Annotated in this window: 11 protein-coding genes; 6 read left to right on the plus strand and 5 right to left on the minus strand. The window is 58.7% G+C overall.

The window, feature by feature from the left end:
* Positions 1 to 72: 72 nt before the first annotated feature.
* On the plus strand, positions 73 to 747 hold the full coding sequence (locus M6G53_RS01190; RefSeq protein ID WP_253328399.1) for a GntR family transcriptional regulator: 675 nt from the start codon (positions 73 to 75) through the stop codon (positions 745 to 747).
* A gap of 1 nt (position 748) precedes the next feature.
* Complete coding sequence (locus tag M6G53_RS01195; RefSeq protein ID WP_253328400.1) at positions 749 to 1045, plus strand: DUF1330 domain-containing protein; 297 nt, start codon at positions 749 to 751, stop codon at positions 1043 to 1045.
* A gap of 54 nt (positions 1046 to 1099) precedes the next feature.
* On the opposite strand, the gene M6G53_RS01200 is transcribed toward M6G53_RS01195, so the two are convergent.
* Positions 1100 to 4135, minus strand: coding sequence for an autotransporter outer membrane beta-barrel domain-containing protein (locus M6G53_RS01200; protein WP_436286510.1), 3036 nt, complete (start codon positions 4133 to 4135; stop codon positions 1100 to 1102).
* Between the two features lie 909 nt (positions 4136 to 5044).
* Here M6G53_RS01200 and M6G53_RS01205 point away from each other — a divergent pair.
* Positions 5045 to 7138, plus strand: a complete 2094-nt coding sequence (locus M6G53_RS01205) for a putative bifunctional diguanylate cyclase/phosphodiesterase (protein ID WP_253328402.1) — start codon at positions 5045 to 5047, stop codon at positions 7136 to 7138.
* 137 nt (positions 7139 to 7275) lie between these two features.
* Positions 7276 to 8193: an ABC transporter substrate-binding protein gene (locus M6G53_RS01210; RefSeq protein ID WP_253328403.1), complete on the plus strand. Its 918-nt coding sequence runs from the start codon at positions 7276 to 7278 to the stop codon at positions 8191 to 8193.
* Between the two features lie 49 nt (positions 8194 to 8242).
* On the opposite strand, the gene M6G53_RS01215 is transcribed toward M6G53_RS01210, so the two are convergent.
* A complete protein-coding gene (locus tag M6G53_RS01215; RefSeq protein WP_253328404.1) occupies positions 8243 to 10024 on the minus strand; it encodes a sigma-54-dependent Fis family transcriptional regulator in 1782 nt (593 codons plus the stop codon).
* 275 nt (positions 10025 to 10299) lie between these two features.
* On the opposite strand from M6G53_RS01215, the gene exaC reads away from it, so the two are divergent.
* Positions 10300 to 11820 carry an acetaldehyde dehydrogenase ExaC gene (gene exaC, locus M6G53_RS01220; protein ID WP_253328405.1) on the plus strand — a complete coding sequence of 507 codons (1521 nt, stop codon included), beginning with the start codon at positions 10300 to 10302 and terminating at the stop codon, positions 11818 to 11820.
* 52 nt (positions 11821 to 11872) lie between these two features.
* On the opposite strand, the gene adhP is transcribed toward exaC, so the two are convergent.
* The 3 genes from adhP to M6G53_RS01235 form a co-directional block, all read right to left on the minus strand.
* Entirely contained in the window at positions 11873 to 12889 is a 1017-nt protein-coding gene (gene adhP, locus M6G53_RS01225; RefSeq protein ID WP_253328406.1) for an alcohol dehydrogenase AdhP, read from the minus strand.
* A 187-nt stretch (positions 12890 to 13076) separates the two neighbouring features.
* Positions 13077 to 14366 (minus strand): bifunctional sulfur transferase/dioxygenase Blh, encoded by a 1290-nt coding sequence (gene blh / locus M6G53_RS01230; RefSeq protein WP_253328407.1) that lies wholly within the window; start codon positions 14364 to 14366, stop codon positions 13077 to 13079.
* 17 nt (positions 14367 to 14383) lie between these two features.
* Positions 14384 to 15169: a sulfite exporter TauE/SafE family protein gene (locus tag M6G53_RS01235; RefSeq protein WP_253328408.1), complete on the minus strand. Its 786-nt coding sequence runs from the start codon at positions 15167 to 15169 to the stop codon at positions 14384 to 14386.
* A 191-nt stretch (positions 15170 to 15360) separates the two neighbouring features.
* Between M6G53_RS01235 and M6G53_RS01240 the strand changes: the two genes are divergently transcribed.
* Positions 15361 to 16599: an NAD(P)/FAD-dependent oxidoreductase gene (locus M6G53_RS01240; RefSeq protein ID WP_253328409.1), complete on the plus strand. Its 1239-nt coding sequence runs from the start codon at positions 15361 to 15363 to the stop codon at positions 16597 to 16599.
* Positions 16600 to 16652: the final 53 nt, after the last annotated feature.

A 16652-nucleotide genomic window follows, 5' to 3' on the forward strand; every position in this document is an offset into this window, starting at 1 on the left:
TAATAGTACCGGGCAAACGGGAATACGCGTCGTTATCCGGATTAATGATGATCCACAAAAATAGAGACAATTATGGTTCAGGCGTCATTGAAGATTGAGAATGCACCGGTCACCTTACGCGAATTGGCATTGGCGAAAATCAGACAGGCGATTATCTCAGGGTATTTTCAGGCCGGCGATCGTTTGGTGGAACGCAGCCTGTGTGAGGAGTTGGGCGTCAGCCGCAGTGTGGTGCGCGAGGTGATCCGTTATCTCGAAGCGGAAGGACTCATTGAAACGCTCGGCAAGAAAGGGCCGATTGTCGCTATTTTGACCTGGGAAATTGCCGAGCAGATTTATACTATTCGCCTGCTGCTTGAACAGGATGCCGCTCATGACTGCGCCTTGAAAGCCGGGCCAGAAGATAAAAAGAAACTGCATGAAAAATTAATTGCGATTAATCGGGCTTCGGCCGGGCAGGACGATATTCAGCGCGTTGAAGCGTCGCAGGCTTTTTATGAAACCATTTTCCAGGTGGCCCATCACGCCATCGCCTGGGAAATCGTGCAGCGCCTGAACAGCCGCATCAGCCGGCTGCGCGCCCTGACCTTGAGAACGCCGGAGCGTCAGTTGGCCGGTTTCGAGCGCATGACGCGGATCTATCAGGCCATCGAACAAAACAATCCGACGCAGGCCCGGCAGGAAGTCATCGATCACCTGACCGAGGCCGCCGCGCTGGCCAAGCGCATTCTGCAACAGGAGCCCTGAGATGCCCGCTTACTGGATTGCCCATGTCACCGTGAGAGATCCGACGCAATATCAGCATTATATGGATTTAGCGCCCCAGGCGTTCCGCCAGTTCAACGCCCGTTTTCTCGCCCGCGGCGAGCAGGCGCAAACGCTGGAAGGCCCGACGTTTGTGAAGCATGTGCTGATCGAATTCGATGACTACGCTACCGCATTGGCCTGCTACCATTCGCCGGCCTATCAACTGGCGAAACAACAGCGGCGCCACGTGGCGGAAGCCATGATTACCATCGTCGACGGCTTGCCGCCCGCCCACTAAAAAGCCCCCATCATTGCGATGGAGGCTGAGTCGCGAGAAGCGAAGTAAAGGCGATCAGAAGCGCCAGGTCAGGCCGGCGTTGACGCTGTTGTCCTGATGGTTGGACGACAGCTGCCCGCCGTAGCCGAGGGACAAGACGGCGTTTTTGTTAACCGAAACGTCGACGCCCGCCTTCAGCACCGCGCCATCGCGGGAAACCGGCACGCTGTTCACATCGAACGCCGCATCGGTGCGTTTGAACATCAGCTGCGTTTTGCGCTCCAGCTTGCCGTACTGATGCTGCCAGCCCAGTTCCCCGCGCAGCGCGATCGCTACGCTATCGGCCTGCCACTGCGTATCGGCGCGCAGCCCCAACGTTGAGGCGGTGGCGGATTGGCTTTGCTTGTCGCCGCGCAGCGCCGCCGCACCACCATGCTCGTCGATCCCCTCGTTACGATAGTGGCTGTACGCCAGGTTGGCGAACGGCTCAAGATTGAGGCTGTCGTTCGTCCAGTCGTAACCGCTCTCGATAAACAGCTGGCCGGTGCGCGCGTTATAGCCGGCCTTCTCGCGATCCGACTGCACGCCATAGTTCACCGAACGCGAGGTGTCGATGCGATGCCAGGTATACGTGCCCCCCGCCCGCAGCGCCAATGCGCCGAAGCGTTTGTTGCCGTACAGCCCCAGATGGTAGTTGTTGCTGTGAGCGTTTGACTGATAGCCGCCATCCAGCGAGGTGCGGGTATATCCGGTCATCACCCCCAGCCGGCCGTCGTCAAACAGTTCGCTGTCGAGCCCTAACAAGACGCCGTAGGTGGACGTCTGGTAGCCGGTGGCGTTGTCGTTGCCGGACGCATGCCCCCAGCTGCCCAGCAGTTTCGCCCAGGCGCCGTTGTCATCCGCTTTGATATCGGAAGCGATGCGGCGGCCTTCCGCCTGACGCAGCCGCTCGATGGCGGTATCGCGCAGGTAACGGCTTTCGTTGATCTGGGCAGAAGCCATATCCGCGTGGATCTGGCCGGACAGCTGACGGGTCGCCTGTTGCAGCTCTCGGGCCGAAGTAAAGCCGAGGAAGCTTTCATAAACCGGGTGACCGGCAACCAGGCTCGCCTCTTCGCTTACGGCATGCGCATTGCCTTCATCACTTTGCGCGGCGTTCAGCGCTTCAGCGGCAGGCGCCGCCACGCTGCGCTTGGCCGTTTCCGTGACCGGCTCCGTCGCGTTCAACGTTTCCACCGCGCGGGCCACCGCTTTCTCGTTCTCGGTGCTCGCCAGGCTGTCAAAACGAGCGGCGGTACGCGTGATCCCAAGGCCGACGTCGTTGCCCTGATAATCCAGCGCCACATTGACAAACGGATACGCCGGATTGGCGTTTTCGAACCGGCCGTTGACGCCGTCCGTCGTCGTCAGGATAGTGTATTTGTTGCCCAGCAGACTTTGCGCCTCGTTCTGCGACAGCAGGTTTTTACTGTGCTCCAGGCTGACGTTCACGCTGCCGCCGTTCAGGAAGGCGCGTTGCGCTTCGATTTTATCGCTGCGGCCATTGCCCGCGATCTCGACGTTATACTGTGAGCCACGGTCAAACACGGCGTCGTGCAACACGCGCAGCGTGCCGATGCCGTTGCCCGGCGCGACGCTGCCGCCCCGCACCGCTCTGAAGGCGGCTACGGTGCCGTCGCCGGCCAGCGTGCCGCTATTTTCGATATAAACGTTGGACGTCACCGAACCGTTGATCGCCAGCGTGCCCTGTTTCACCCAGGTATCGCCGCCGTAGGTGCTGTTGCCCAACAGCGCCAGCGTACCGGCGCCCGTTTTGGTCAATCCGCCGTGGCCGCCGATGTCATTGCTCCACGCATCGTAGTCGCATTCGCTCGACGTGCAGCGCCGCTCAACCGGGGTGCCCGCTTCGACGATATTCCCCAGGCCGGGGATATTCACCACGAACTGTTTTTCACTGTAGGAGCCCGGTACATAATATTCCTGCGGGATATCCTCTTGGGTAATAAACATTTTCGGGCCGTTGATCGCATCGCGTAAATTGACTCGCCCCCAACCGAACAGATTATCAATGCCTGCCACGCCCAAATCGGTGGCGGTAGTTTTAATTACTGCGGATATTTGGTCGGCGCTCATATAAGGGAAACGCTGCATCAGTACGGCGGCGACACCGGTGACGTGTGGCGCCGCCATTGAGGTACCGGATTTATATCCGTAGCCGGGGTTGAGCGACAACTCGCCCTTATTATAGGCCTCGCGGTTAACGGCGCCGCCGGTATTGGATTCCAACCGGCCGACGGTACTGTAAATATCGGAACCCGGTGCGGAAACGCAGTAGCTGGCCGTTTGCCCACAGCTGGTCGAGGAGACGCTTAAATGGTTTTCGTCGCTCAGGTTGGTCACGATCAGGTAATTATTCAATACGTCCGGGAAGGCATAAGGCAGCGACTTTTGCGCTTCGGGAATATTGTAGTTGTTGTAATTGCCTGCCGAGAAGACGATCAGCTTGCCGTGCCGGGCCGCCCGCAGCAGCGTCGACATGGCGCTGTGTGCGCCGGTAGGCACCGGCTGTTGGCTGCCCCATTCCACGCTGGCCTTGCTGCGCATCATTTCAGCGATCACGTCGCTTTTAACGAACGCCACGTAGTCCGGCCTGCCGTTCGGCAACCAGATGATATCGCCTTTGGCGTCTCGCCGAATGTCCGGCGCAATTCCCCAACTGTTGTTGATAACGCGAGCCGCGCTCTGAATCAACTCCTCACGGCCGTTGCGGTTACCGTAGTCATTCAATTTGGTGCCGATAATATCCGCGTCGAAAGCCACACCGTGCATACCGGTGCCGTCTCTTTTAGCTGCGGCAATACCGGCTACATGGGTGCCGTGATCGCCGAAAGACATATTGTCTTGTTTATCATACGAGAAATTATAACTGCCGTTATCCAGCCGCGTCAGTTTACCGGCGAATTCAGAATGGGAAAGAATCGCGTTGTCGATAATACCGATGGTCACGCCTTTTCCGGTATAGCCTCTGGCATAGGCGAATTCGGCGGAAATAGCCTCGAGCCCCCATTGGCGGTTAAACTCTGCGGTTTTCCAACTGCCGGGTGAACCCAGCAAGCCGGGATCCTGATAAGCGGCAAGGGAAGAATGAATGGATAGGCCATAACACCCCAGAAAAACGCAATACGCTAACTTCAATTTTCTATTAAGTTTCATTTTACGCTCCATGTTTATTTATACCCAGAAGAAAACTTACGTTTTAACCGCCCTGCGACCTCCCAAGATCGTGAAACGACAGATAGCGCATGCAGACCCGATACGGGCCGCATGAGAAGACATGCTGAGTGACGAAAATTTGTGCGGGCAGACAAGAGCATGCCGCCGCGCCTGGCACCTATGGGGCAGAGATGCAAACAGGAGGCGAATGTACGTTTATCGGCGCCGTTACGCCGGAGCGGCTCGGCCATCTGGCCGGAGCGCGAGAATCAGACAGTAGGTGCATCTCGCTTAATCATCCAGTTTTGTTAATGATTTACATTCGCGAGGCTATCTTATACGTAAGTAAAGTGTCAACAGATGAAACAAAACATTTCTTGATTTGCATCATGTCTTCTCAGGTAAGCGCCAGGGAAAGGCACGCTGAGGACCACTGCGGAGTGCATAAAATGGCGTTTATCTCCGTCTTGACTGCGTTTTTTGTCAGTGTTACCGCATAGAGCGGGCAGAATACCGTTCAGAAGGACACCATGGCGACTGAACATTTCGCCAACCATAAACATCAAGAATGATTAATTTTCACGAGAATAACGCATCGTGGTCGGATCACTTATTTTTCGCCGCAATATAAGGGGGACTTATAAATAACAGGAATATTCCTAATGCGTTCACACGGGATGTATTCCATGCTACCGGGCTGATTTTTAGCCATGCCCGCTGGCTATTCCCATTTTCGTTGGCAAGACTATATTGAAAGAGGCTCTGCTACAGAGCGAGAATATGGGTAATTTTCCGAGGAAATACCGCATGCCCCTGTTGTCCAAGCAGACCAATAACAAAAATCCGATTGATCTCTATAGCGAAATCGTAGACGACTTGCCCGGTCTGATCTGCTTCGGCAACCGCCTCGGCGGCTACTTTAATAAACAGTGGCGCGGCTATACCGGCGCCATCGCCGGCGAGCACGGCGCCGCTGACTGGCTCGATGCCCTGCACCCCGACGACCGCGAGCGGCTGGCCACGCAATGGCGCCAGGCGATCGTGGCCCTCTCCGCGTTCGCCGGCGAGGCCCGCCTGCGCGATCGCAGCGGCACCTACCGTTGGTTTATGCTGGCGTTCAATGCGCGCCAAGACGGCACAGCGCTGGAGCCCAGTTGGTACCTCACCGCCACCGATATTCATCCGCAAATGCTGCTGCGCCAGCAAAACGTTCAGGCGCTCTCCATCCAGCAAGACATGCTGGACGCCAGCGTCGACTGCATCAAAGTGATCAACCATGACGGCACGCTGCGCCACATGAACCGCTCCGGCAGCCTGGCGCTCGGCATCGATCCGGCGCAAAAAGAGTTCGGCATGCCTTGGCTGGGGCTGCTGTCGCCTGAGATCCGGCGCCGCGGCCGCAAGGCGCTGCGCAACGTCAGAGCCGGTAAAAATGCGCGCTTTATGGGCTTGAGCGTGACCCCGCAGGGTAAAAAGCAGCACTGGGACAACATCCTCACGCCGGTCAGCGATGAACATGGCGCGGTAGCCGAGATCTTGTGCGTCTCGCGCGACGTGACCTCGCAGCGCGTGATGGAGCAACGCCTGCTGCTCGCCAGCGAGTATGACGAATTGACCGGCCTGCCCAACCGGCGCTTATTCAAGAAAAAGCTGAAGCAAGAGATGAAGCGCGCCCTGCACGGCAACAGGTCGCTCGGGCTGATGCTGCTGGATCTTGACCACTTCAAGCTGGTGAACGACACGCTGGGCCACGCGGCGGGCGATCATCTGCTGCGGGTGCTGGGCAAAAGGCTCAGCGCCTGCATGAACGCACACTCGTTCGTCTCGCGTCTCGGCGGCGACGAATTTGCCGTGGTGATCAGCGACGTCGAGAACGAGCAGGATATTTTCCGCATCGCCAACAAGTTTCTGCTGCAACTGGAGACCCCGATCACCCACGGCGGCAAAACGCTGCATTGCGGCATGAGTATCGGCGGCGCCATCTATCCCAAAGACGCCCGCGACGCTTCGGAACTGATGAAATGCGCCGATACCGCGCTGTACGAACTGAAAGACGGCGGCCGCGGCGGCGTCTACATGTTCGATGGCAAGATGATGGACAAGGCGCGCGCCCGCGCCAGCCAGCTCAACTACGCGCGCCAGATCGTGCGCGACAACTGCATCCGCCCCAGCTACCAGCCGAAGGTCAGCCTGACCGACGGCAGCATCGTCGGTTTCGAAGCGCTGCTGCGCTGGCACTGCCCGATCAACGGCGTGCAGCTGCCGGCGACGGTGGGCGAGGCGTTCAACGACTACGAGCTGGCGACCAAGATCAGCGAGGCCATGCAGCTGAAGGTGTTCGCCGATATCGCCCGCTGGCGCGCGGCCGGCGTGGCGGTGCGGCCGGTTTCACTCAACGTGTCGCCGATCGAGTTTTTGCGCGACAACTATGCCGAAACCTTCCTGCAGCGCCTGCTTAAGTTCCACATTCCCCACCACCTGGTAGAACTGGAAGTGACCGAACACGCCTTCAACAAGCACGGTTCGAAGTACGTGCTGCGCGCGTTGCAGATGCTCAAGGAGATGGGCATCCGCATCGCGCTGGACGACTTCGGCACCGGCCATTCCTCGTTCAGCCATATCATGGATTACCCGCTGGACTGCATTAAGCTGGACTGCGACTTCGTTCAGCGTATGAATACCGAACCGGCGATCCTGGCGATCGTGGAAAGCATCGGCATCCTCGGGCAAAAGCTGTCGATCGATATCATCGCCGAGGGGGTGGAAACCGAGCAGCAGCGGCAGACGCTGTGCGAAGCCGGTTTCCATATCGGCCAGGGTTTTCTGTTCAGCCGGGCGGTGGAATCCCAGCGGGTTCCCGAGCTGCTGCAGGCAGCACCACAGCCGGTCGGCGGGCGCTGACCCCGTCAGCCCTCGCGGCGGCGGCGCTTCATGATGATTCCAAGATTGGTTAGTTGATTTTGTTCGTTCACAGAACGGCGGCCTTCAGAGATAGTGCAACGACCGTGCAATACTCGTGAATGAAGGCAATTAACATAATGATAGATAGCAAAAAAATGACAATGATGGCGGCGTTGCTGAGTTTTTCCGCCGCCGCCGCGCCAGGGGTGGATATCGTCGCCAACGAAACGCCGATCCACACGGTAAAAAACGCCGAAGCGATCGCCAACATTCCCGCCGGCTTCCGGTTCGTGGAGCCCGGCACGCTGACGGTGGCCATTTCGCTGTTGGGCAGCGGCCCGCCGTTCGGCCTGTACGCCCGCGACAATAAAACGGTGATCGGCAGCGAGGCGGATATCGCGCGCCTGGTGGCCGACGGGCTGGGGTTGAAGCTCAAACTGGTGCCCACCTCGTGGGAAGACTGGCCGCTGGGGGTGGCCTCCGGCAAATATGATGCCGCGATTTACAACATCACCGTGACCAACGAACGCAAGACCAAATTCGATTTCGCCACCTATCGCCAGGATACGCTGGGTTTCTACGTCAAATCCGACAGCAAGATCACCCAGATAAAAACCGCCCCGGACATCGCCGGCAAAAAGATCATCGTCGATTCCGGCACCAATCAGGAAGCGGTGCTGCTGGCCTGGGACAAGGAGAACCGCGCCAGGGGGTTGGCGCCGCTGCAGCCGGTGTACGTCACCGACAAGGCCGCCTCCACGCTGGCCATTCAGTCCGGCCGCGCCGACGCCACCTTCGGCCCCAACGTCTCCGGCGCTTACCAGGCGCGGCTGACCGGCAAAACCCGGCTGGTGGGCCTGGTGCCCGGCGGCTGGCCGAAGACCGCCAACATCGCCGTCACGCTGAAGAAAGGCAACGGCCTGGTGAACGCGGTGCAGGCATCGCTCAACGGCGCCATCGCCAACGGCAGCTATCTGCAGGTATTGGATCGCTGGGCGGAGGGCGACGAGAAGATCGCCCATTCGGAGATTAACCCGCCGGGGCTGGGAGACTAGGCGTGAACCGGCCCCGCACGACGGGGCCGGTTATTGATGATCAAGCATGTTATTTCATTCCGCCAGCGCTACGCTGCCGCTCCAACCTGCGGTACAGCGTGCTGCGCGAAACGCCGAGCGCCTGCGCCGCCCGGCTGAGGTTGCCGTTTGCCCTGCCGATCGCCACCTGCAACTCTTCAAAGCCACCGTCGGCGTTTTCCTGCTGCGGTGCCAGCACCGCGATTGGCGGCGGCAGATCGTCCAGGGTGAGCACCGCATGATCGTCCGCCAGTGCCAGCAGCACCTTGAGGGTACTCAGCAGTTGCCGCACGTTGCCGGGCCACGGGTAGCGCGCCAGCATCGCCAGCGCCTCCGGCAACAGGCGAATGTCGCGCCGCTCACCGCCCAGCTCTCGCCACAGCTGCAGAATGAAGGGCTCCAGCGGTGCCCGCTCTCTGAGCGGCGGGATGCGCAGGCTGTATTCCTGTATGCGATACAGCAAATCCTCGCGAAACGCCCCCGCCTGCACCTGGCGGTGCAAATCGTGGTGCGTGGCGCAGACCAGCGCGAAATCGACCGGATAGGCACTGCGGCTGCCGAGCGGCGTGACCGTTTTCTCCTGTAACACCCGCAGCAGCCGCGTTTGCAGGCCCGCCGGCATGTCGCCGATTTCATCGAGGAACAGCACGCCACCGTCCGCCTCACGGATCTTGCCGATATACCCTTTTGGGTTGGCGCCGGTAAACGCCCCCGGCGCATAGCCGAACAGTTCGGACTCGATCAACGGTTCAGGCAGCGCCGCGCAGTTGATTGCCACGAAGTTGCCGTGGCGCCAGCGGCTCTCCTGAAACAGACGTCGGCTGAAGTGCTCTTTACCGCAGCCGGTTTCGCCGGTCACACACAGGGAAAGGCCGGCATTGAGAATGCGCAGCGCTTTTTGATGCGGCTCGTCCTGCCTTGGTGCCGGCGGCGCCGAACGCAGGGCGCTGACGCGGCGCTGCGGCGCCTCGAGCAGCGAATAATAATGCCGTTGATTGCCGGCCAGCGTCCGGTGCGGTGCGCCGGAGGGATGTCGCAGTAGGTCGGGGAACAGCTGGGCGAACTCAACCGAGCCGAATGCGGCCGGTGACAGCTGGAACTCCAGCATCGCCAGCCGATTGGCAGCGACCAGCACTTCATCGTGAAACACCAGCAGCAGTTCCTGCGCGCTGCCCAGGCTACCGGCATCGGCGTGCAGCCGCAGCGTCCAGTGACGATCGGCGATCGCACTTCTGACCCAGCGGTGTTCGATATGCCGCACCGCCTGCATGATCAGGCGCTGTGCATCGCGATACGGCCGCTGCGTGGGTGCGGAAAGATCCAGAATGCCGGCAATGTGGCCATCCGGCCGATAGATCGGCGCGGCGCTGCAGTTCAATCCGGCGTTTTGGTTGAGGAAATGCTGATCGCCGCGCACCTCGCAGAAAGCGCCCAGCGCCAGCGCGGTGCCGATGGCGTTGGTGCCCCGCTCCGCTTCGCCCCACGGGTTGCCCGGCGCCAGCGCAAAGCGCGACGCCTTGTGCAGAAAATCGGTATTGCCGCAGGTTTCCAATACCAGCCCATCGGCGTCGGCAATGACCACGATGGCCGGTTGGCGCGTAATTTGTGCGCCCAGCTGCTCGATCAGCGGCTGCACCCGTTGCGGCACCCAGTCGTTGCGGCTACGCCGCTCTTCGAGCAACCCGGCTTTGATAAGCGGGATATGCTGATCGGCGCGCGTCAGGCCGTAGCCCCGGCTGCGCTGCCAGGATTCCGCCAGCGGGTAGGTCAACAAACTGGCGCCCTCAGTGGGCAAGCGGTCGTCAGGCAACATGCGTTTTTCCCCCGTTCGCAAGTGTTGCAAATATGTATCACATGTATGTATCAAGCGTTGCGACGCGGGACACAAAAAATCATCGGCGGCGGCGGCACCCTCCGATTCACCCAGCCATATCCATTTCTAACGCACTAATAAATAAGCTTTTTTAATGAGCACCTTCGCCATTCATCAATCTGGCACGGAGCGTGCTTCTCCGTGCTGCGGCGGCCTGCCGCACTCACAGGCGCAGCCCAATAGCGCCGGTTATCATCTGCAGAGAGGTGCTCCACATGAAATATGTCCACCCCGGTTTGCCTGGCTCGCTGGTTTCGTTCCGCAAACGCTATGGCAACTACATTGGCGGCAAATTCGTCGAACCGGTATCCGGCAACTACTTCACCAACACCTCGCCGGTGACCGGCCAGCCGATCGCCGAATTCCCGCGTTCCGACGCCAAGGACATCGAGCTGGCGCTCGACGCGGCGCATGCGGCGGCGGACGCCTGGGGCAAAACCAGCGTGCAGGAGCGCTCCAACGTGCTGCTGGCGATCGCCGATCGCATCGAAGCGCGGCTGGAGATGCTGGCGCTGACCGAAACCTGGGACAACGGCAAACCAATCCGCGAAACCCTGAATGCCGATCTGCCGCTGGCGGTCGACCATTTCCGCTACTTCGCCGGCTGCCTGCGCGCGCAGGAAGGCACCGCGGCGGAGATCGACCAGAACACCGTGGCCTACCACATCTATGAACCGCTGGGCGTAGTCGGCCAGATCATTCCGTGGAACTTCCCGCTGCTGATGGCCGCCTGGAAACTGGCGCCGGCGCTGGCGGGGGGTAACTGCGTGGTGCTGAAACCGGCGGAACAGACCCCGCTCGGCATCAGCGTGCTGATGGAAGAGATCGGCGATCTGCTGCCGCCGGGCGTGCTCAACGTGGTACAAGGCTTCGGCGCCGAGGCCGGCGAAGCGCTGGCGCGCAGCAAACGCATCGAGAAGATCGCCTTTACCGGATCCACCCCGGTCGGCCGCCATATCCTCGCCTGCGCGGCGGAGAACATCATCCCCAGCACCGTCGAGCTGGGCGGCAAATCGCCGAACATCTATTTTGAAGACATCATGCAGGCAGAACCGGAATTTATCGATAAGGCGGTTGAAGGGCTGGTGCTCGGCTTCTTCAACCAGGGCGAGGTCTGCACCTGCCCTTCACGCGCGCTGATCCAGGAATCGATCTATCCGCAGTTTATGGAGAAAGTGCTGGCACGCATCGCCACCATCCGCCAGGGCGATCCCTTCGACACCGAGACCATGATCGGTGCCCAGGCGTCAAAACAGCAGTACGACAAGATCCTGTCCTACATCGATATCGCTAAAAACGAGGGCGGCAAAATCGTGGTGGGTGGCGAACCCGCCCAGCGTGGCGACGAAATGCAAAACGGTTTCTACCTGCAGCCGACGTTGATTACCGGCAACAACAGCATGCGCTTCTTCCGCGAGGAGATCTTCGGGCCGGTGATTGGCGTCACCACCTTCAAGGATGAGACTGAAGCCCTGGAGCTGGCCAACGACACCGAGTTCGGTCTGGGCGCCGGGCTGTGGACCCGCGACATCAACCGCGCTTACCGCATGGGCCGCGCGATCAAGGCGGGCCGCGTGTGGACCAACTGCTATCACCTGTATCCGGCGCACGCCGCGTTTGGCGGCTACAAGAACTCCGGCATCGGGCGCGAAACCCACAAGGCGGCGCTGTCGCACTATCAGCAGGTGAAAAACCTGCTGGTCAGCTATGACGCCAAACCGCTGGGCCTGTTCTGAACCGGGCGTAGCAACAACGAGGCCACCCGCAGGTGGCCTTTTTTCGCGTGGCTTACTTGGCCATGCCGAGATCGATCACCATGCGACCGCGAATGGTGCCCGCCTTCATCTCGTCGAAGATGGCGTTGATATCGCCCAGCGGCCGCTTGGTCACTTTCGGGGTCACTTTTCCTTCGGCGGCGAACTGGAACGCCTCTTTCAGATCTTCGCGCGTGCCCACCAGCGAGCCAATCACCTGAATGCCATCCAGCACCAGGCGCGGAATGCTCAGATCCATGCTCTCCGGCGGCAGCCCTACGGCCACCACTTTACCGCCGGCGCGCACCGCATTGACCGCCGAGTTGAAGGCCGCCTTCGCCACCGCCGTCACCACCGCCGCGTGAGCGCCGCCGGTTTGCTGCTGAATGATCTCCTCCGCGTTTTGCGTTTTGGAGTTGATGGTCAGATCGGCGCCGATCTGTTTGGCGAACTCCAGCTGGCCATCGTTGACGTCGATAGCGATCACTTTGGCGTTAAACACGTTCTTGGCATACTGCAACGCCAGGTTGCCCAGCCCGCCCAGGCCATAGATGGCGATCCACTGCCCCGGCTTGATATCGGAAATCTTCACCGCCTTGTAGGTGGTGACACCGGCGCAGGTGATGCTGCTGGCGGCGAAGGAATCGAGCCCGTCCGGCACTTTCACCGCATAGTCCGCCACCACGATGCACTCTTCCGCCATGCCGCCGTCAACGCTATAACCGGCATTTTTCACCGAACGGCACAGGGTTTCGTTGCCGCTGACGCAGTATTCGCAGTGGCCGCACCCCTGGTAGAACCAGGCGACGCTGGCGCGATCGCCTACCTTTAACGAGGTGACGCCCTCACCGACAGCGGAGACCACGCCGATGCCCTCATGCCCTAACGTAATGCCCGGCACCTCGCCGAAATCGCCGTTTTTCACGTGCAAATCGGTGTGGCACACCCCGCAACACTCCATTTTCAACGCCGCCTCGCCGTGCTTCAGCGGGCGCAACACTTTATCCTGAATGTCTACGGTATGGTTTTTCGTCACTACGGCAGCTTTCATGGTGTTTTCCTTAGCAGAGTGGAAAGTACAGTTGTTAATGTAGTGACTGTATTCAGTGAGGGCAAGCGTCACGTGTTTTGTGTAAAAACAAATAATTAAATTTGAATCAGTATGATTATTTCATAAAAAACAATTAACAGACGGCGCGCTTGCATGCACCTGTTCGGCGGCGCCGCCATCCTTTGACTCATCCCCTAAATCGATTCACGGGGATTTTCAGATAGTGTTGCCCATCGTCTTCGCAGTCAGGCAAAACGCCGCCACGAATATTGACCTGCAGCGCCATCAGCATGAGTTCCGGGTGCGGCAGCGTGGCGTCCCGCTGCTTTCTTTGCGCAATAAAGCGGGATTTATCCATGTTGACCACCCAGGGATTGTTCTCGCGCTGCTCTCTCACGGTGCTTTCCCAGCGAGCCTCACGCCCCGCCGGGCGGTAGTCATGGCCGGTAAACAGGCGGGTCTCCGCCGGCAGGCTCAAGATGCGCTGCAATGACTCCCACAGGGCCTCCGCATTGCCGCCAGGAAAGTCGGCCCTTGCGGTGCCGCTGTCCGGCATGAAGAACGTATCGTGGATAAACGCCGCATCCGCAATGTAATAAGAGACGGAAGCCAGCGTGTGCCCGGGAGACAGCAAGACTTCAGCACGCAGGTTGCCGATAAAAAAGACGTCCCCGTCCGCGAACAGCGCATCCCAGACGGTATTGGCCGCAGGCAGGTCTTTTAAATTATAGATCTCTTCCCACAGCCCCTGCACGGCGCTGATTTTTTCACCGATGCCGGTGAAGGCGCCGGTTTTCTGCGCCAGCCAGGTGGCGGCCGAAAAATGGTCGGCGTGCGGGTGCGTATCCAGCACCCAGGCCACTCCCCATCCCCGTTGCTGGATAAAATTCAAAATAGCGTTGGCCTGTTGATGCGACACCGTGCCCGATCGGCGGTCAAAATCCAGCACCGGGTCAATAATCGCACAACGGCGCGCCTCGGGATCGGCGACAACATACTGCAGGCTGCCGCTTTCCGGCTCATAAAACGCGTGAACTTCCGCAGTGGCCCGCACGCACCGATGCTTGCCATACCAGCCGAGCGCCTTATCGGCGTCCGCGCCGTATTCGTCGCATTGGCGGCGAAATTGCGCTTCATCTATCTGACCTTCGCGCAGCGCATACAGCAGGGAAAGGCTGGCAGAGCGAGCCCCGCTTCGGCAATGCGCCAGGGTTTTCTTGCCTTGCCGTAGCAAGTACTGGAAGGCATAAACGGTCTCCCAGGTCAGCGTCTCGAACGTATAAGGGAGATAGACGTAACGCATCCCCCCTTGTTCAGCCAGCGCTTGCTCTTGCTGATGGTCAAGATATTCCCCCGGCTCCTCATCCGGCCGGTTGTTGACGATAAGGCGGTAGCCCTGTTGCGACAGCGCCTTGAAATCACTCGCTTCAGGCGCGCCCGAAAAGGAGAGCTGATGATGGTAAGTGCGGATGCGCATGTTTTTTTCCTTCCGTTTCATAGGCTTTTAAATAACATATACAGGGCCAGCGCCAAGAGCATGACGGCGTAGAGCACGTTGATAATGTCTTCGCGTTTTTTCAGGCGCTCAGCGAGCGCCACCCCCACCACGCCCCCCAGGACACCGCCGACGATGAGCCAGCATGTAATGGCGACCGACACCTTTCCGGACAGGGCGTAGCTGGCGCTGGTCGATAACCCCATGGCAGACACCACAACCAGCGAGGTGGCCACCGCTTCAACCATTGAGAAGCGGAAAAACCAGACCAGCGCCGGCACCACCAGAAATCCGCCGCCGATGCCCAAAAAACCCGCCAACCCGCCCAGAGCCAGGACGCTGGGCCATACGATGGCGGGATGCACGACAGCATGAGAAGACGGCAAGGCGGGGGCGGCGAGGTAATTTCTTTTCACCGTTAATCCGGCGACCACCAGCATCAGCAGGGAAAAAGGCAAGGTTAAGTGGTGCCCGTCGGCGATTTTTCCCATTTGCGCTCCCGCCAGCGCCCCCACGACAGCGACCAGCGAAACCGCAAGCCCGGTCTGCCACCTGACATTGCCTTTGGCAGCGTGCGCAGCCAGGTTAATCAGCGCGTTAATGGCTACAGACAGGGCGCTGGTTCCTATAATTAAATGTGTATCCGGCACTTTCACCATATACAGCAATAATGGCACGCAGACGATTGATCCCCCCCCGCCGGTCAGCGCCAAGAGGAACCCCACAATTCCCCCGGTGACCACTAACAGCATCACGATATAAAAACTGAAATGGAAAAAATCCACTGCGCTAATCCCTTAATGATGCTCATGTCATTTATTAACGATCAGTTCACCGGCAATGTCAAATAACTTATTTCTATTTGTTATTACATATAGCAAAATGGAATATGTGATTTTTTATATAACCACAAGTTCTATGAATTCGCTTTCAATCTGGGCAACAACCCCCTACTTTCTTATGAAAGGAGGCCTGCATGAAACCTGAAAAAATAAATACCAAGAAAAAAATTGTTATTATCGGCGGCGGTTCGTCTGGAATAGGCGTCGCGGCAAGTATAAAAAAAAGAGTGAAAGATGCGGATATAACCCTGGTTGAGCCCAATGATTGTCACTATTATCAACCGGCATGGACGCTGGTGGGCGGCGGATTATTTGATATCAATAAAACGCAGCGCGCAATGCGCACTGTCATTCCGCCGGGCACCGCGTGGATTCAGGACGGCGCAGCCCGAATAGACCCCGTGGGCAAATATCTCGAAACCCGCCAGGGAAGAAAAATAAGCTATGATTTTCTTATTGTTGCCTGCGGCCTGGTTTTGCGCTGGGATAAAATAGCGGGTCTGAAAGAAACACTGGGATTAAACGGCGTCACCTCTAATTATCGTTTTGACCTTGCCGAATACACTTGGAAACTGGTGCGGGAAATGAAAGGCGGTCAGGCGATATTTTCTCAACCGGCGCTACCCATCAAGTGCGCCGGCGCACCGCAAAAAGCCTTGTATCTGTCATGCGACCACTGGCGCCGCCAAGGTACCCTGAATAATATCAACGTCAATTTCTGCCTTGCGGGCACGGCGGTTTTCGGCATACCGCAATTTGTCCCCCCGCTGACCGAATATTTAGGAAAATACCGTGCACAGGTCAATTTCAGTCATAGTTTAATCCGTGTTGATGGCGAGGCTCGGCAAGCGACATTTACCGTGGAGACAAATGAAGAAGGAAAACGCGAGTTAACCCTGCCCTTCGATATGCTGCACGTGGTGCCGCCTCAATCCGCCCCGGCGTTTATTTCGCAAAGCGGGCTCGCCGATGGTTCCGGCTGGTGCGATGTGGATAAATTGACGCTGCAACATCAGCTTTGGCCGGATATTTTTGCGGTAGGTGACTGTTGTTCCACGCCAAATGCCAAAACCTTAGCCGCAGCCCGAAAGCAGGTGGTGGTAGTGGCGGAAAATATCGCATCGCTTATTCATGGCGCTCCCCTCACCGCCCATTATGATGGCTATGGTTCCTGTCCATTGACGGTAGAGAAAGGCAAAGTGGTGCTGGCGGAGTTTGGCTATGACGGTAAATTGCTGCCCACGTTTCCGCTGCTCGACGCAACCCACCCCAGCCGCATGGCCTGGTGGCTGAAAGCCTGGTTTCTACCCCGATTTTATTGGGCAGGCATGCTGCGTGGGGTGGAATGGTTTGCCGGCAGCAAGCGGCCGTGACGCACATGCGGACGTTCTTATCGTTCTCGCCTCGGCAGGCGCTTGACTATTTA

This window comes from Serratia nevei, assembly GCF_024160145.1.
GTDB lineage: Bacteria > Pseudomonadota > Gammaproteobacteria > Enterobacterales > Enterobacteriaceae > Serratia > Serratia nevei_A.